The following is a 17,252-nucleotide window of genomic DNA, read 5'->3' as shown; positions in this document are numbered from 1 at the left end:
ATTAAATTGACAGCAGTTTGGTCAGTTGATTCAAAAATATTTTTAAGAAATGCAACTAAAGTAAAGAATAATCAATCAATAATGGCAGTTGTAAAAAATAATGCTTATCATTATGGATTAGAGTTTGCAGTAAGAACATTTTTAGAAGCGGGTATCCATACATTTAGTACTACTTCCTTAAAAGAAGCAGTGAGAGTTCGTAAACTTGCGCCTCATGCCACAATCTTTTTAATGAATGCAGTTTATGACTTTGATACAGTTCGAAATAATAATATTCAAATGACGCTTCCCTCTTTAGAATATTATTATCAGTACAAAAGTGAATTAAAAGATATTAATGTTCACTTAGAATTTGAAAATTTACTCCATCGTTCAGGTTTCAAAAATCTTGATGAAATTAAAGAAGTACTTCATCATCATGAAAATGATAATGGAAGTAAAATGAATATCGTTGGCCTATGGACGCATTTTGGATATGCAGATGAATTTGATGTTCCAGAGTATGGGATTGAACGGGAAGCATGGTTAAACGTCGTTAATACATTATTAAATGAAGGATACCAATTTGAACTTATCCATGCGCAAAACAGTGCGAGTTATTATCGCGAAGGACAACAACTTCTTCCCTATCATACACATGCACGTGTAGGTATCGCTTTATATGGTTCAAGACCATATAGCAAATTAGGTGAACATGAGATTGAACAAGCCTTAACCGTAAAAGGAAATGTAATTCAAGTTCGTGAAGTAAATAAAGGTGATTATTGTGGTTATAGTTTTGCATTTGAAGCAATGCATGATCATACACATCTTGCAGTTGTTGATATTGGCTATGGTGATGGTATTTTAAAAAAACGTGCAACACACGAAGCATTAATTAATGGTAAACGTTACCCTATTCGAGCATTAATGATGAGTCACATGTTTGTTGAAGTCGATGATGATGTTCATGCACAAGATGAAGTGATACTATATAATAATGATATACGCATTGATGAATACACATTCAAAGGTGTTGGCGCTAATTCAGAACAACTTAGTGCGATGAATCATGATTCTCTTATAAAGGAGTTTAGATAAAATGTCAGTTAAATATAATGATTACGGTGAATTAACAATGGCGGGTACAAGTTTGAAAACACTAGCTCAAAGTTTTGGCACGCCTACCATTGTTTATGATGAAGATGAAATTCGCAATCAAATGCGTCGATTTCATAATGCTTTTCAAAAAAGTGGATTAAAATACAATATTTCATATGCTTCTAAAGCCTTTACTTGCATTCAAATGGTAAAGTTAGTTCAAGAAGAAAACTTACAATTAGATGTCGTATCTGAAGGTGAGCTTTATACAGCATTAGAGGCTAAATTTGATCCTAGTCGCATCCACTTCCATGGCAATAATAAAACGAAACGTGAAATACAATATGCTTTAGAAAGTGGAGTTGGCTACTTTGTTATTGATTCTTTAGAAGAAATTGAATTAATCGATCGCTATGCAAGTGATACAGTTAATGTTGTCATTCGTGTGAATCCTGGAGTAGAGGCCCATACCCATGAATTTATTCAAACTGGTCAAGAAGATAGTAAATTTGGTCTTTCAATTCGCCATGGTCTTGCAATTCAAGCAGTTGAAAAAGTCAAAGCATCAAAGCATCTTCATTTAAAAGGAATACATTTCCATGTAGGATCACAAATTGAGGGTACTGAAGCTATGATTGAAACAGCTAAAATTGTTTTAAATTGGCTTAATGAGCATCATATCCAAGTTGAATTACTTAACTTAGGTGGTGGTTTTGGTATTAAATATGTCGAAGGTGATGTGAGCTTCCCTATTGAAGAAGGTATCGCTGAAATTACAGATGCGATTAAATCTGAATCAGAAAAATTAAACTACGACGTTCCTGAAATTGGTATTGAACCAGGACGTTCAATTGTTGGCGAAGCGGGCATTACTTTATATGAAGTTGGAACAATTAAAGACATTCCTGAAGTAAATAAATATGTTTCTATTGATGGTGGTATGAGTGATCATATTAGAACTGCTTTATATGGAGCAAAATATCAAGCATTACTTGTAAATCGTCATGAGGAGGCAGACGAAACGGTAACTATTGCCGGAAAGTTATGTGAATCTGGAGATATTATTATCCGAGATGCTATGTTACCTTCTTCTGTAAAACGTGGAGATTATTTAGCCATTTTATCTACTGGCGCATACCATTACTCTATGGCATCTAATTATAATCAAATGCAAAAACCACCTGTTTTCTTCTTAAAAGATGGAAAAGCACGTGAAGTTATTAAACGTCAATCATTACGTCAATTAATAATTAATGATACAAAATAAAATAACGAAAAAGTTTATACTTACCCGTTAATGTTGCACCATGATGATATCTGAATTCATTGAATTCAGATATCAAGAATTGTTTTAATTGAAGATAAAGTATGTTGGCGAAATACTTGAAGGAACAGGATGAAGCTGTTCTTTAAGAAAATGATCCAATAACAGAAAGTATCATAAATAAAGAAGCCAGTAAATGAGTTTTAAAAAACTCATTTACTGGCTATTTTTCTGGGATTATGTCCAAGCCTCAATTATATATAAAAAACACCCTACATCTTGGTAAGGTGTTACTAAAGTCAATTTTTGCAATCTATAAATTATAGTTTAACAACGTTTGCAGCTTGAGGACCGCGATCGCCTTCAACTACTTCAAACTCAACTGATTGACCTTCTTCTAATGATTTATAACCTTCTTGGTTAATTGCTGAGAAGTGTACGAATACGTCGTTTTCTCCTTCAACTTCGATGAAGCCAAAACCTTTTTCAGCGTTAAACCATTTAACTGTACCTTGTTTCATAATTGTGAAACCTCCAAGACTAAAATTCATTCAATATGCATTATTCGCATATTACAAAAAATACGTGTTATAAATATGTATAAATAACAAAATGCTATCAATCAATATTACAGATATTCTTTGCAATATGGAATAAAACTATTGCTTGGTAACTATTATATGTTAGTTTGAACTAAATTGCAATACAATTATAGAAAATTCTCTTTTAATTAATTTTTGGTAGATTATAATAAACTTCTTTATTATTTAAAACAATAAAACTATAAAATATTTGTGAATCTTCATCACAATCTTCACAAAAATTTAAATCACAATTATTATAAAATGCATAAATATTATATTTCCCAATAACATAATTATTATAATATTTTTTACTTTTTTTAATAATTGATTGATAATCTTTTAACATTTCTTCATAGTTACTATAATGATGTTGTTCTACGATTTTTTCTGTCCAGTCGCTAAATAACCACCATCCCTCGTAGTCAGCACGAATCTTTGCAACTGTCCACATGACTAAGTCCCCTCTCAAATTAAAACTCTAATAAATATTGTAACTTTTTTTTAGACGAATTCAAGCTTAAAGACTTCGTTCTTTTAATTGAGATAAAGATGATATGTGTATTAATTATTAGTTTTTTGTAGGAAAAATACGTATAATATAATGTAGAGGTGATAATGATGCAACGTAAACATATACAAGTATTTGGAACTGTCCAAGGTGTAGGGTTCCGTCATCATACTGAATTAATTGCAAAAAAACTTGATATATTTGGTACTGTTCAAAATGTTGAGGATTATGTAGATATATATGCTCAAGGTGACGAGGAACAAATAAAATCATTTATTGATAAAGTGATTGCTGGTGCTTCTCCTGCATCTTCAGTTTCTGATTATAGTATTGAAGATTTAGACACAACAAATAGATACTCAGAATTTAAAACGATTTATTAAATAAAGGAAGATGAATATTGAGATATAACCTTTCTCGACTTCTGGGTGTTTTAGTAGGAATTCCAATAGCTATTATCTCATGGGTGACAAGTGTATTTGGATTTGATTTATCCTTTATACTTGATGCCCTAATAGGTATTGGAATGTTTTTTGTATCTTATTTTCCTACTCAAAGATTGACATCCAAAAAATATTTAAATGAAATTGGATTATCACGTAGAGACTATCGTTTTGTTAATCAGCAACTCAATCAATCACATAATAAAATTCGTAATATTTTAAAATCATATATTAATATCAGATCGATTAAAGATTTTCGTCAAATTAATGATATTTATAAAATTTCTAAGTCTATTCATTTTGCTGTTAAACAGAGACCTTCATCATTCTTCAAGGTAGAAAGTTTCTTTTATTCGCATATAGATAATGCACTAAATTTAATTGATGCATATACCCGTTTATCTAAAATGCCAAAAAAATCTGCTAAAGAAAAGCAAAAATTAGAGCGAACACGTATTACTTTAGATGAAGTGAAACGTACACTTATTGCAGATTTAAAAAGACTTAATGAAGATGATTATGAGCGTTTAGATATTGAAATGGAACTTAATCGGTTACAACAAAAACGATATAAAGAATAATAATTTAAAGTTAAGATAAGGAATGGAGAGAATTTTTAAATGAATCAAAAAGACCAATTTATTAACTCACATCCATTAGATGATTATATAGATCATCAAACGCATGATGTTTCAACTCAAAATGTTAAGCAAGACTTTAAACAACAATTTAACGAACAAGATTTAAAAAAAATTGATTCAATTAGTCAACAAATCAAACCATTAGATAGTGAAGGCCTATTATCTTTTGGGACACATCTACAGCAGAACATGTCTCAATTTTCACATCAAATGTTAGATGAAGTTCAATCGAAAGATGTGGGTCCTATTGGTGATACTTTAAATCAATTAATGTCTAAGTTAAGTGAAGTTAATCCTGATGACTTGAATCAAGACAATCAATCTAAACTTAAACGTTTATTTAGACGAACAAAAGCTTCAATAAATGAAGTATTCTCTAGAATGCAATCTGTAAGTTCACAAGTTGATAGAATCACCATTCAATTGGATAAGCATAAAGGAAATTTAACTAAAGACATTCAGTTACTCGACCATCTTTATGAACAAAATAAAGTATATTTTGATGATGTTTCTCTATATATTGCTGCTGCACAGCGTAAAAAACAAGACATAAATGCTAATGAATTGCCTAAATTGCGTCAACATGCAGAACAATCTGGTAATCAAATGGATATTCAAAGTGTCGCTGATATGGAGCAATTTGTTGATCGATTAGATAAAAAAATTTATGACTTACAATTATCACGTCAAATAGCAATTCAAACAGCACCGCAAATTCGCATGATTCAAAATGTGAATCAAGCATTAGCCGAAAAAATTCAAAGTTCTATTCTCACAAGTATTCCTTTATGGAAAAATCAGATGGCTATTGCTCTCACTTTAATGAGACAAAAAAATGCAGTAACAGCTCAGCGTGCAGTTACTGATACCACAAATGACTTGCTTACTCGAAATGCAGCCATGTTAAAACAAAATGCAATTGAAACGGCTACTGAAAATGAACGTGGTATCGTAGATATTGAAACGCTTAAAGCGACTCAAAATGACATCATTGAAACGATTGAACAAACACTGCAAATTCAATATAATGGACGTCAAAAACGTCAACAAGCTGAAAGAGAATTATCACAACTCGAGAATGAGTTAAAAGAACATTTACTTACTATGAAAAAAGAATAGATAAAATTAAAACACCGATTGCTCTCATTTAAAGAAGTAACCGGTGTTTAGTATATCTATTCCTTTTGATAAACAATATACGATTGATTTATAAACTTAGATACGATATACCCTATTATGATTGAAATGATAGCTATAGGTAACCATTCTAAAGAATATTGCTTAAGAGGTAAATGATTTATAACATTTAATTTTATTAAACCTAACGTATTTATTGTACTTACAATTGAAACAAGACTAACAATGATAATAGGTATTTGTTGCGCAATAGGTTTAGTTGGAATAAAACGCGCAAGTAAGATTAAAATAATCATAGTAATAGCTACAGGATAAATAATACTTAATACAGGAACAGACATGTTTATAACAGAATTTAATCCTAAATTAGCCAATATAAAACTGATAATTGTAAAACCTATAACATATACCTTATAACTAATTTTTGGAAATATACTATTAAAGTATTGACTCACAGATACAATAAGTCCACAAGCTGTAGTTAAACAAGCTAAAGCAACAATGATACCTAGTAAGTATTTGCCTAGAACACCAAAGCCATTTGTAGCCATTGTAGTAAGTAAATAAGTTCCTATATTTTGATTTTTAGCCATTAGAGTTGTAATCGTATTTTGACTTATTCCCATATGATTACCAATATACCCTAAAGAAACATATATAAAAATTAATGCTAAGGCGGCAATAAACCCAGCTATAACTGTTTGTTTAAATATTTGATTGGTGTGTTTAACTCCTGTTGCTTTAATGGCATTAACCACAATCATTGAAAATGCAATTGCTGCAATTGCATCCATTGTTAAATACCCTTCAATAAAGCCATGGGAAAAACTTTCTATATTTGAAGAATATGTTTCTGGATTTCCATGAGATGAACCGTGTCCCTTATAGTCTACAAATCCTTTAATGATCATAGCCAAAATTGTAATTAATAATAAAGGAGTTAATAAAGATCCAATTCGATCTACTATTTTACCGGGATTAATACATAAATATAAAACAATAATAAAATAAATAAGTGTAAAAATGAATAAAGACATATTACTATTTGAATGAGTAATGGGTGTAATAGTCATTTCAAAAGACGTAGATGCAGTACGTGGTATAGCAAATAGAGGTCCAATGGTTAAATAAATAATAATTAGAAAGACAACTGAAAATCTCGGTGACAGTTTATTAAAGGCACCAATATATCCTTGTTTATCAAGTGCCCCAACGACTACTCCAAGTAATGGTAAGCCTATTCCAGTTAAACAAAAAGCTAAAATTGCTGGCCAGAAATAGGCACCACTTTCTTGTCCTAAATTAGGAGGAAAAATTAGATTACCTGCGCCAAAAAACATAGCAAATAGCGTAAAGCCGATAATCCAAGTATGTTTATTCATAGACTTGCTCCTTTTTATGTATATGTTTGCAATATTTAACATTCTAGCACAAAAAGAATTTACAAGTCTATGTATGTCACAAAAATTTGAATATTATAAATCAATATACAGTTTAATTATTGATTATGATTAAAAAGATTTTAATAACAATTTTTTTAGCAATGGTGATAAGTGACTCGGTAAATTTTCAACACCTTCTACAAATAATGCAAATTGTCCATAAATATTATGAATGGTTTCTTCAATATCTTCAGTAATAGGATCTTGGCTTAAAAAGACATTAAATACTTCGATTCCAAATTTACGTGCCATTTCCACAGCTTCATACGTATCTAAAATGCCGTCTTGAGCATAGTTATATGCTGAAGGTTCCCCATCTGAAAAGATAATTAAGAAACGTTGTTGATGACTTCTTCTTAATAAACGTTCACTTGCAATTCGTATAGCTACGCCATCTCTATTATCATCTTGAGGATGTAATGACATAATGCGTGGTCCACTTTTTTCTATGATGGAGCGATCGTAATGAACGATTTCATCAATGATATTAGGTTGTTTTCGATCATCAGAGTCAAAAGCATCTTCATTAAAAGCAAGTATCTCATGTTTAACGTTGAGTGCTTTTAATGTTTCATGAAATAATACGACGCCTTTAATCGTTTCTTCCATTTTATCGAACATACTAGCAGATACATCAATCAGTAATGTAAAAGTCGCATCGAATGTTTTACTAAGGTCTTGTTTTTTATAAAACAATTTATATTGATCATCAATAAACCAATTGGTTAAATCACGTTGAAGACGACCTTTAGTCAAATTATGACGTTCGTCCACGTGTTCTCTATCGATGGTTTTCTTTATAATCTGAATTAAATCTTTAGTTTCAAATTGTACTTCATTTTTAACTTGTTGGTAGCTTGAAATATACTCTGGCTCTATATCAGGCACTTTCCATTCTATTTCGACATTTTCATTAATACCACGTAAAGCAAATGATGGATTAGAACCTATAGAACCGCCTTCGTCACGATCAAGTGAATGATTAGAGCCACGTCCTTTTTTCGTCATCATATCTGTCATATCATCAGTTGAATCACCTTCACGTGCAGTGTCGTTATCACTCATGACGTCACTATTTTCACCTTCATGTAATTCCATTTCAAGATAAGCGCCACCTTCAGATTTACTATCTTGAGCGTTTGTTTCAGCTTCGGCTGATGTAGTGTCAGTTTCTTGATTTGTATTATCTTGCCCATCAACGTTACTTGCATCCATACGTTTAATATCCTCATAAGACATTTCATGAATAGCTTCATATACTTTTCTAGGAAGATGATAATATTCATTTAACATATCATGTGATAACATTTCATCGATTTGGAACATGATACGTTGTGCAAGATACATATTATCTTCAGATGATTCATTTTGGAAAAAATCAGGTAAATATTGAAACATATGATTTAATATGTCATCTAATTGTGGATGTATCGTGGGTATATCAAAGAAGTTTTGACTTAAAAATGCTCGCTCTAAATATAAGAAAAGTAAATCTGTATATACCGTTTTTGTTTTATAGAATTTAATTTGTGATTCCGTATAAGATAATCGAGTTTTCACTCTTAAATCAATTTGTTTAGCAGTGCTAGGCCGATCCACTTTAATAAAATTAAAAACGCGCATATCTTCTAGCAATCTAAAGAGTTGATGATAAAATTTGGGATGGCTAAATTCATTATCATGAAGGACTTCATTTACGATAGCTTCGTCCATCATTTTATAACCATATGCAGCGAGCATAACATCTGTTTTTAACCCTGCACTTTCAATATCTTTTGGACGATGAGACCAAAACCAACTTGTAATTAAAGTATTATTAATAGGATCATAATAAGGGAACTTTTGAATTTTTACTTTAGTTTGTTCGTTTTTCAGTAGTAAGCGCGCTAAATCTTGTAACATCATGACTTGCTTAGCATCTAGCTGCTCATCATTAAATTTTATAAAACGATCACTCATAATAATCCCTCTCTAAAAGTTTAGTTCGATTGCATTTCTGATGGCTTGCTGTTCGCGTTCATCTTCAAGTTTATCGATAATTGTACGCTTAATTGCTCTCTCTATTGGCATAACTGTAATTAAGTCACTTAAGTCAATTAACGCACGAATACTAGCTGCTTCTTCTGAAATTTGTCCTTGTTTTGACATTGTACGTAAGTCTTCATTAAATTTAATGATTTTTTTAATTATATCATCATCTTGAAGTTGGCTTTGTTGTTTAATGACATCTTTAAGAATGTCTCCTCCAATGTAATCAACTTGTATGACAATAAAGCGGTTTTTTAATGCTTCATTCATTGGTAATGTCCCAACATAGCCTTCATTTATCGCAGCAATTACATTGAAACCAGGGGCTGCTTTAATTACTTCTCCAGTAAAAGGATTGGTTAACTGACGTCTATAGTCTAATACACCATTTAAAATAGGTAATGTTTCAGGTTTAGCCATATTGATTTCATCAATATATAAGATATGACCTTCTCGCATGGCTTTTATAACTGGGCCGTCAATAAAAATAATTTCTTGTTGACCTTGTTCATTTGTTTTTATTGTTTTAAAACCTAATAAGCTCTCTGCGTCTAAATCAACAGAACAGTTAACTTGATGCATCGGCGTTTGGACCACTTCACTTAAAGTTTCAGCTAATCGTGTTTTACCAGAGCCTGTAGGGCCTTTTAATAAAATATTTTTATTTAAATTAAACAATGCTTTTGCATCATTGAATACAGATTGATCTGAATTGATATAATGATTATTTGGCATTTTAATATTCTCCTTTATAAGATGAAAAAATAGACCAAGAGCGTGTATAAATGTATAGATATTGGCACATCACTCTGAGTCTTAATTTAATCGTTATCTTTTTAGAAATTGAATGTATTTAAACTTCTTTAAAATAATCTTTGTAATAACCACCTACTAGATCAGAGTTATCAATGATTTGATAATATTCTTCAGTTTCATTGATGACATCATATTGTTTTCCAATAGTAAGCATATCTGATACTGTGAATTTTTTTGCATCAGTATTAACTACCATCACTTGTTTAATTGGTGTGCGTGATTTCCAATCTTCATGTAACATTCCCATTTTAAATCCTCCAATAAAATGATTTATATTAATTTTTTTCTAAAGTATATATGAAAGAGATGCCGCTACCTTCAGTAATGCGTAACGATTGAGCATCACCTTGATTTAATATTTGATAAGGAATACCTATTTCATCCAGTTCTTTTTGTGCATGTTCAAAGTCTTCAGTTGAATTTGTACTGAATTCAATTTGTTCCACAATTCCTTCTTCTTTTAATTCAACTTGATCATTAGATTGATATAAATGAATTTCTCCACCAAGTCCACCATCTCCGATTTTAAATACCTGGACAGTTTGATCAGGAAATTCAGTAGATTCATATTCAGCATAATGCGTTAAATTAAATACATTTTTAAAGATAGAAGTTGTAACCAATAATTCGTTTACTTTAATAATTACTGGTCCCAATCCTTGAATTTGATGAAGAGGATTAACAGCACTTTCAAAAGTAGGTGTGCCTAATCCAACACCAACATTCAGTTCATTAGAATAGATATCAAAAATTTGATGATTATCATCTTTAAAATTAAAGTGCTGATTACCGTTTAATTCAGTGATTGAACTAAATTGAATATTATTTTTTTCTAATATTTGTTGGTATTCTTCTAAACCAGCATTCGATGGTGTTCTTAATCCCACGCTTGATATATGTACATTTCTATAATTAGGATTAGGAACTTCTACAAAGTGAAGTCTTGTACCAGGATTTAATTCAGCATCACCAAAACGTAATGCTTGTCTTTTTGTTGCAACATTAAGACCTAAAATATTATGAAATAAATTCTGTGTTTTTGAGAGATCACTTGTTCCAATCGTAACACTTCTTAGTCCACTCATTCATCGACACTCCCATTTATATATCTTTTCTTAAACATTATAACGTATTTTATATATGAATAATATGTTGAACTCTTAAATAAGAGTATTGTTTTTTATTATAAAATATACGTAAATAAAAATATTATATATGATTAAAGTGTGTATAATAAATAAAATATATATAAGATAATATATATATTTTATCCCTCCCCTACTTTGTTTTATATAGGTAGGGGGGATATATCATAGGTTATTTAATTGTCTTAAAACAAACTTGATAAATTATATAAAGTTCGTTTTTAACTTATTGTAGCTTTAATGACTATTATTTTTTTATGAATTCGTTTGGAATATCCTTAAAAATATTTGTTGTTTTTTGTCCAAATATAATACTTAATTTATCATTTTTATACATATTAGCATCTGCTTTGGAAAAGTCATAAATGGATAATGAGGGATGCGCTTCTCTGTTATTTTTTATATTCTCAATTTTTTTAATACTAATATAACTAAAACATAAAAAGAGTAGAATAAATTCATTATGAACTTATTCTACTCTTTATCAATTTTTGATTAAGGTTTCAATATATTTAGCTCTTTAATAAACGAAATTAAGATTCTAATAATAAGTCTTCTGGGCTCTCGATAAGCTCTTTAATTGTTTTTAAGAATCCAACTGCTTCTTTGCCATCAATAATTCTATGGTCATAGCTTAATGCAATGTACATCATTGGTCGGTTCTCGATTGTATCTTTATCAATAGCAATTGGACGAGTGATAATTGAATGCATACCTAAGATAGCAGCTTGATTACCATTAATAATTGGTGTACTCATCATAGAACCAAATACACCACCATTAGTGATGGTAAATGAACCATTTACCATATCATCTAATCCAAGTTTTTTATCACGTGCTTTTACTGCTAAATCTGCAATTGATTTTTCTAGTTCAGCAAAGTTTTTCTTATCACAATCTCTAACGAATGGTACTAATAATCCATCATCTGTTGAAACAGCAATACCAATATCATAGTATTGTTTAGTAATCATATCGTCTCCATCAATTTCAGCATTAACTTCTGGATATTTTTTGAGTGCTGCTACTGCTGCCTTAGTAAAGAATGACATAAATCCTAATTTAGTGCCGTCATGATCTTTAATAAATTGTTCTTTTTTACGTTTTCTTAATTCCATTACATTTGTCATATCAACTTCATTAAATGTTGTGAGCATTGCGGTATTATTAGATACTTCTAATAATTTTTTTGCAGCTGTTTTCTTTCTTCTAGACATTTTTTCACGGATCACTGGTTTATTAGGCGTATTAGCAGTTGATTTTTTAGATGTTTCTTGTTGTGAATTAGGTTGAGTATTTTGATTAGATTGACTTGGTTTTTGACTATTATCAACATCTTCTTTTCTTATCACATCGCTACCTTTTCCAGCTACTTCATTTAAATCAATACCATTTTTACGAGCATGACGACGTGCTGATGGTGTTGCATTCACTCTTTTATTATTGATTGATTCTGAGTCGTCATTTGAACTTGTATCGCTACCTTGTGCTTCAGTAGAAGTGCGTGGTGTTGAATAATTAGTTTCTGAAGAATCTGTTTTTGTGTTTTCATTTTCAGAATTTGAATCGTTATTTTGTGATTCGCTTGAACTACTTGTACTACCTTTACCTTCACCGACAATTGCAATAGCTTGGCCCACTTCTACAGTGTCGCCTTCAGATGCAAGTTGTTCTTGAAGTATACCATCTTCTTCAGATACAACTTCAACATTCACTTTGTCAGTTTCTAATTCAAGAATAGCTTCTCCTTTTTCAACATTATCCCCTATGTTTTTTAGCCACTCTGCAACTGTACCTTCTGTAATTGATTCTGCTAATTCTGGAACTTTTACCTCTGCCATTATATTTCCCCCTAGTTATTTTTGACACTATTTTCAATAATTTTATGTTGAACAAGTTTGTGAATTTCTCCATCACCTTCGGCAGGTGCTGCACGTTGTATTCTACCCTGATAACTTAAATTATATTGATGTCCAACAATAGATTTAAGATATGGGTAAACAAATAACCATGCGCCTTGGTTTTTAGGTTCTTCTTGAACCCAAGCAACAGATTCTAAATTTGGTAATTCTTCTAAAGCTTTTTTAATGTCCTCCTCTGGGAAAGGATATAATCTTTCCACAGCAATAAGTTGTATATTTTCATTAGGTTCTTTTGCTAATGTTTCTTTTAAATCAATAAACATTTTTCCAGAAGCTAAAATGACTTTTGTTACTTTAGCTTTTTGAGCATCTTCAACAATAATTGGTTTGAAACCGCCAGTTGTAAATTCACTAATTGGCTTAGCCACTGTTTTATTTCTTAGCAAACTCTTAGGTGACATCACAATTAATGGTCTCATCGCTTCAGTATTTAAACTTTTAGCTTGTGCACGTAATAAATGGAAGTAGTTACTAGAACTTGATAGATTGACCACTGTACTATTATTTTCAGCCGCCAGTTGTAAGAATCTTTCTAAACGTGCTGATGAATGTTCAGGACCTTGACCTTCAAAAGCGTGTGGTAAGAATAAAGTTAGACCACTACGCTCGCCCCATTTAGCTCTGGCAGATGACATAAAATTATCAAACATCATTTGTGCCATATTTGAAAAATCTCCATATTGGGCTTCCCAAATATTCATACTATTTTTATTTTCAACATTATATCCATATTCAAAGCCTACGACTGCAGCTTCTGATAATGGACTGTTATGCACTTCAAATGTTGCTTTTTGACTTGGTACATGGTGAAGCGGTGTATACGTATTGCCATTGTCTTCATCATGTAGTACAGCATGTCTGTGACTGAATGTACCACGTTCACTATCTTGACCTGTCAAACGAATTGATATGCCATCTTGAACAATTGTTGCAAAAGCTAATTGTTCTGCTTGAGCCCAATCAACTAGACCATTTTCATTTTCAAAAGGCTCTCTACGTTTTTCTAATACTTTATTTAATTTTCTAAATACATGGAAATCTTCAGGATAGTTTAACATTGCATCATTAATTTCTTTCAAATGTTCAAAGCTAAACTCTTTTTCATCACTTTGTAAAGGCAACTGAAGCGATTCTGGTTTATTCATTGCAGTACTATTCATTTTATCTGATTTATCAATTTTATCTTGAGCAGTACGCATTTCTTTTTGTACAGAATCAATCATTTCAGACATTTGTTCTTTCGTTAAAATACCTTCATCTACAAGTTTATTTCCATAAATCACTTCAACTGAATCATGCTTTCTAATATTGTGATATAATGTTGGATTTGTAATAGATGGTTCATCCATCTCATTATGTCCATATCGACGATAACCTACTAAATCAATGACAAAGTCTTTGTGGAATTCTTTTCTAAATTCCATAGCAATATCAATGGCTTCAATTGTCGCTTCTACATCATCTGCATTCACATGAAGAATAGGTACATCATAACCCTTAGCGATGTCTGATGAATACGTTGTAGAACGACCATCAATAGGTTCAGTTGTAAAACCAATTCGGTTATTTGTAATTATATGTAGTGATCCGCCAGTTGAATAACCATCTAAATTACTTAAATTCATTGTTTCAAAATTGATACCTTGACCAGGATATGCAGCATCTCCATGAATAATAATTGGCATACCGTGATGAAAATCTGTAGTTGGTCCACCCGCATGATGTGTATCATCTTGAGCAGCACGTGTTTTTCCTATAACTACAGGTGCTACAATTTCTAGGTGACTAGGATTGTTTGCTAAAGAAATACGTTGTTCAATACCATATGAAGAAGTAGTTTTTACGCCACCTAAGTGATATTTAACGTCTCCTGTCCAACCAGCAGTAAGTTTTAAACTGCCATCTTCAGGTAAGAATTTCATTGGATCCGTGTGCATAAATTCTGAAATCATCATTTCATAAGGTTTTTCTAATACATGTGTTAAAACATTGAGACGTCCCCTATGTGCCATTCCAATTTGAATATTCTGAATGTCCTCTTGAGCAGCACGCTTCAATGTATGTTGCAACATTGGCACTAATGTATCTACACCTTCAATTGAGAAACGTTTTGCTCCGACAAAGTTCTTATGTAGATATTTTTCAAAACCTTCAACATGAGCAAGTGTTTTAAATAAGTTGATTTTTTCATCACTATTAATAGTAGCTTTATAAGGTGTTTCAATACGACGTTTTAGCCAAGTACGTTCTTTATTATTGTTAATATGATTGTACTCAAACGCAATAGAGCCTTTATAACGCTTTTCCATACGCTTTAACGCTTCATAAGCATTATCGTATATATCACTAAAGTGATCTGATACGATACCAGATGAAATATTTTCTAATGTCTCTTTATCTAAATTAAAATCTTCAATTTCTAATTTTGGGACATGCGTTCTTTTAGGCGCATTTACAGGATAAATATCAGCCTTTAGATGACCATATTGTCTAATATTATCAATTAATCGCATGACACGTTTGATTGTGCTATCATCTGCTGAAGTACCACTCCCATCTGTGGTAGACTTAGCTTTAATTTGTGCTTCGCCATTTTTTATTGTACTAAAAAGCACTTGTAAATCATCTGAGACAGAAGTTGGGTCTTGAAGATAATCATCATATAAATCGAGCATAAGACCCAAATTTGCCCCAAAATTTACTGGAGCTTCCGTAACATCCCTTTTATCCTTTGCCATTTTATACCCTCCACAAAATAGTTAAACCGCTTACAAAACTATCATAGCACTATTTTGACTATTGATAAAGACTATTGACTGAATATTATGTAAAAAGAAAAAATTCAATAAAGATAAATTTTTTTAATTTTATATTAATAAAAAAACACAGATTATTATCATCTGTGTTTTTATTTAAAATTGATTTTAAATGTTGTGAATTGATTAAGTTCACTATCTACAGAAATGTAACCTCCATATTGACTCACAATCTTTTCAGCAATTGAAAGCCCTAAACCATTACCACCTTGGCTTCTTGCTCTAGATTTATCTACTCTATAGAAACGATCGAAAATAAATTCTTGATCTTCTTTTGGTATGCCTAAGCCGTGATCGGTAATTTCAATACTTATTTGTTTATTACGCAATTGTGTTTTAATACATATATGCTTTCTCTCTTTATCATATTTCATAGCATTGTCTATAAAAATTAAGATTAATTGTTCAAATTGATGACGATTAATTTGTAAAACTAAAGGTTTTTGTTCTAATTCAATCTCAAATAAATAATCTGGATGCAGTTGTTGAAGTGCCTTAATTCGTGATTGAATTTCTTCATTGATATCAACGTCCTCTTTTTCTAAGGATTGCATATTTACTTTATCTTTGGTTAATAATAATAATTCTTCTACTAGCTTTGTAATTCGATTCATTTCTTCTAATGAAATATTTAAAGATTCTTCTAAAATGTCAGGATCTTTCTTACCCCATCGTTTAATTAAATTTAAATGGCCTTGAATGATTTGAAGTGGTGTTCTTAACTCATGAGAAGCATCTTCAACAAATTGTCTTTGTTGATTAAAAGAGGCTTCAATTTGATACATCATTTCGTTGAAAGTTTCTATTAAATTATCTGTTTCTTTATAACTTGTATCAAGTTCTAATTTATTTTGAAAACCATCGCGTCGTATTTGATTCATTTTATTAGACATTGTTACTAGCGGTTTTGTAATGTTTTTAGAAATGAAATAGCTAATACATGCAGTAATCACTGTAGCGAGTAGACCAAAAACAACAGCAATAATATAAAGTGATTTTACTAAGTTGTTATAATGCTCAAGAGAATGAATAAGTACGCTATAACCTTTAAAGTTTGGACTATGAAGTGGTTCAGTAATAACTAAATATTCTTTTCCATTATTTCGCATTACCTGAATTCGATCGGTTTTTTGTAAATTGTTGTTAGGTATAAACTGAATTGTACTTTCATTAGATGATTTCATTATTCTTTGACCTATATGATTGTAAATAATGACTTCTTCATAATTTTCTAATGAAGCACTTAAATCTAATATCGATATATTATTAATCGGACGCGTTTGAATTAAATTGACAATATCACTTAAACTATGTTCTGCTTCCTCCACTTCTCCTTCTCTTAAAGTATCTTTTAAGAAAAATATAATAATAAGACAAAATAAAATAATTGTCGTAAACATAATCAATGTAGTGATTGTCATCCATT

15 protein-coding genes are annotated in these 17,252 nt (G+C 30.9%); 5 read left to right on the top strand and 10 right to left on the bottom strand.

Features of this window, described 5'->3' with window-relative positions; genetic code table 11:
* Positions 1–6: 6 nt before the first annotated feature.
* Together HMPREF2881_RS06080 and lysA are read left to right on the top strand one after the other, a co-directional pair.
* On the top strand, positions 7–1,080 hold the full coding sequence (locus tag HMPREF2881_RS06080) for an alanine racemase (protein ID WP_002488525.1): 1,074 nt from the start codon (positions 7–9) through the stop codon (positions 1,078–1,080).
* 1 nt (position 1,081) lies between these two features.
* Complete coding sequence (gene lysA / locus HMPREF2881_RS06075) at positions 1,082–2,347, top strand: diaminopimelate decarboxylase (protein ID WP_002449712.1); 1,266 nt, start codon at positions 1,082–1,084, stop codon at positions 2,345–2,347.
* Between the two features lie 317 nt (positions 2,348–2,664).
* Here the strand turns inward: lysA and cspA are convergent, their stop codons facing one another.
* The gene (gene cspA / locus HMPREF2881_RS06070) at positions 2,665–2,865 is read right to left on the bottom strand and encodes a cold shock protein CspA (RefSeq protein ID WP_001831260.1); all 201 of its coding nucleotides are present in this window, start codon (positions 2,863–2,865) and stop codon (positions 2,665–2,667) included.
* 205 nt (positions 2,866–3,070) lie between these two features.
* The gene (gene msaA / locus HMPREF2881_RS06065; protein WP_002488518.1) at positions 3,071–3,379 is read right to left on the bottom strand and encodes a regulatory protein MsaA; all 309 of its coding nucleotides are present in this window, start codon (positions 3,377–3,379) and stop codon (positions 3,071–3,073) included.
* A gap of 167 nt (positions 3,380–3,546) precedes the next feature.
* On the opposite strand from msaA, the gene HMPREF2881_RS06060 reads away from it, so the two are divergent.
* The 3 genes from HMPREF2881_RS06060 to HMPREF2881_RS06050 are packed head-to-tail and all read left to right on the top strand — an operon-like array spanning position 3,547 to position 5,639.
* Positions 3,547–3,819 carry an acylphosphatase gene (locus tag HMPREF2881_RS06060; protein ID WP_002449833.1) on the top strand — a complete coding sequence of 91 codons (273 nt, stop codon included), beginning with the start codon at positions 3,547–3,549 and terminating at the stop codon, positions 3,817–3,819.
* A 17-nt stretch (positions 3,820–3,836) separates the two neighbouring features.
* A complete protein-coding gene (locus tag HMPREF2881_RS06055) occupies positions 3,837–4,460 on the top strand; it encodes a 5-bromo-4-chloroindolyl phosphate hydrolysis family protein (RefSeq protein ID WP_002449786.1) in 624 nt (207 codons plus the stop codon).
* A 39-nt stretch (positions 4,461–4,499) separates the two neighbouring features.
* A complete protein-coding gene (locus tag HMPREF2881_RS06050; protein ID WP_002488529.1) occupies positions 4,500–5,639 on the top strand; it encodes a toxic anion resistance protein in 1,140 nt (379 codons plus the stop codon).
* A gap of 56 nt (positions 5,640–5,695) precedes the next feature.
* On the opposite strand, the gene brnQ is transcribed toward HMPREF2881_RS06050, so the two are convergent.
* The 8 genes from brnQ to HMPREF2881_RS06010 all read right to left on the bottom strand — a co-directional run bounded on the left by brnQ (position 5,696) and on the right by HMPREF2881_RS06010 (position 17,226).
* A complete protein-coding gene (gene brnQ, locus HMPREF2881_RS06045) occupies positions 5,696–7,039 on the bottom strand; it encodes a branched-chain amino acid-like transporter carrier protein BrnQ3 (protein ID WP_002449883.1) in 1,344 nt (447 codons plus the stop codon).
* 129 nt (positions 7,040–7,168) lie between these two features.
* Complete coding sequence (locus HMPREF2881_RS06040) at positions 7,169–9,058, bottom strand: vWA domain-containing protein (RefSeq protein ID WP_002449795.1); 1,890 nt, start codon at positions 9,056–9,058, stop codon at positions 7,169–7,171.
* A 12-nt stretch (positions 9,059–9,070) separates the two neighbouring features.
* The gene (locus HMPREF2881_RS06035; protein ID WP_002488526.1) at positions 9,071–9,862 is read right to left on the bottom strand and encodes an ATP-binding protein; all 792 of its coding nucleotides are present in this window, start codon (positions 9,860–9,862) and stop codon (positions 9,071–9,073) included.
* A 118-nt stretch (positions 9,863–9,980) separates the two neighbouring features.
* A complete protein-coding gene (locus tag HMPREF2881_RS06030; protein ID WP_037554552.1) occupies positions 9,981–10,184 on the bottom strand; it encodes a DUF6501 family protein in 204 nt (67 codons plus the stop codon).
* 34 nt (positions 10,185–10,218) lie between these two features.
* Positions 10,219–11,028, bottom strand: coding sequence for a VOC family protein (locus HMPREF2881_RS06025; RefSeq protein ID WP_002455346.1), 810 nt, complete (start codon positions 11,026–11,028; stop codon positions 10,219–10,221).
* 593 nt (positions 11,029–11,621) lie between these two features.
* A complete protein-coding gene (gene odhB / locus HMPREF2881_RS06020; protein ID WP_002488556.1) occupies positions 11,622–12,929 on the bottom strand; it encodes a 2-oxoglutarate dehydrogenase complex dihydrolipoyllysine-residue succinyltransferase in 1,308 nt (435 codons plus the stop codon).
* Between the two features lie 11 nt (positions 12,930–12,940).
* Entirely contained in the window at positions 12,941–15,748 is a 2,808-nt protein-coding gene (locus HMPREF2881_RS06015) for a 2-oxoglutarate dehydrogenase E1 component (RefSeq protein ID WP_002449843.1), read from the bottom strand.
* Between the two features lie 170 nt (positions 15,749–15,918).
* On the bottom strand, positions 15,919–17,226 hold the full coding sequence (locus HMPREF2881_RS06010) for a HAMP domain-containing sensor histidine kinase (RefSeq protein ID WP_369962953.1): 1,308 nt from the start codon (positions 17,224–17,226) through the stop codon (positions 15,919–15,921).
* Between the last annotated feature and the right edge of the window lie 26 nt (positions 17,227–17,252).

It is taken from the genome of Staphylococcus sp. HMSC057A08, assembly GCF_001812925.1.
Lineage (GTDB): Bacteria > Bacillota > Bacilli > Staphylococcales > Staphylococcaceae > Staphylococcus > Staphylococcus hominis.
The sequence above is the reverse complement of the archived record's forward strand: the minus strand, read 5'-3'. Positions and strand labels throughout refer to the sequence as shown.

What these genes read in the sequence shown, in the direction of transcription:
- lysA (WP_002449712.1), top strand. Translation starts at nt 1,082, where the DNA reads ATGTCAGTTAAATATAATGATTACGGTGAATTAACAATGGCGGGTACA.
- cspA (WP_001831260.1), bottom strand. Translation starts at nt 2,865, where the DNA reads ATGAAACAAGGTACAGTTAAATGGTTTAACGCTGAAAAAGGTTTTGGC.
- msaA (WP_002488518.1), bottom strand. Translation starts at nt 3,379, where the DNA reads ATGTGGACAGTTGCAAAGATTCGTGCTGACTACGAGGGATGGTGGTTA.
- HMPREF2881_RS06060 (WP_002449833.1), top strand. Translation starts at nt 3,547, where the DNA reads ATGCAACGTAAACATATACAAGTATTTGGAACTGTCCAAGGTGTAGGG.
- HMPREF2881_RS06050 (WP_002488529.1), top strand. Translation starts at nt 4,500, where the DNA reads ATGAATCAAAAAGACCAATTTATTAACTCACATCCATTAGATGATTAT.
- brnQ (WP_002449883.1), bottom strand. Translation starts at nt 7,039, where the DNA reads ATGAATAAACATACTTGGATTATCGGCTTTACGCTATTTGCTATGTTT.
- HMPREF2881_RS06040 (WP_002449795.1), bottom strand. Translation starts at nt 9,058, where the DNA reads ATGAGTGATCGTTTTATAAAATTTAATGATGAGCAGCTAGATGCTAAG.
- HMPREF2881_RS06035 (WP_002488526.1), bottom strand. Translation starts at nt 9,862, where the DNA reads ATGCCAAATAATCATTATATCAATTCAGATCAATCTGTATTCAATGAT.
- HMPREF2881_RS06030 (WP_037554552.1), bottom strand. Translation starts at nt 10,184, where the DNA reads ATGTTACATGAAGATTGGAAATCACGCACACCAATTAAACAAGTGATG.
- HMPREF2881_RS06025 (WP_002455346.1), bottom strand. Translation starts at nt 11,028, where the DNA reads ATGAGTGGACTAAGAAGTGTTACGATTGGAACAAGTGATCTCTCAAAA.
- odhB (WP_002488556.1), bottom strand. Translation starts at nt 12,929, where the DNA reads ATGGCAGAGGTAAAAGTTCCAGAATTAGCAGAATCAATTACAGAAGGT.
- HMPREF2881_RS06015 (WP_002449843.1), bottom strand. Translation starts at nt 15,748, where the DNA reads ATGGCAAAGGATAAAAGGGATGTTACGGAAGCTCCAGTAAATTTTGGG.
- HMPREF2881_RS06010 (WP_369962953.1), bottom strand. Translation starts at nt 17,226, where the DNA reads ATGTTTACGACAATTATTTTATTTTGTCTTATTATTATATTTTTCTTA.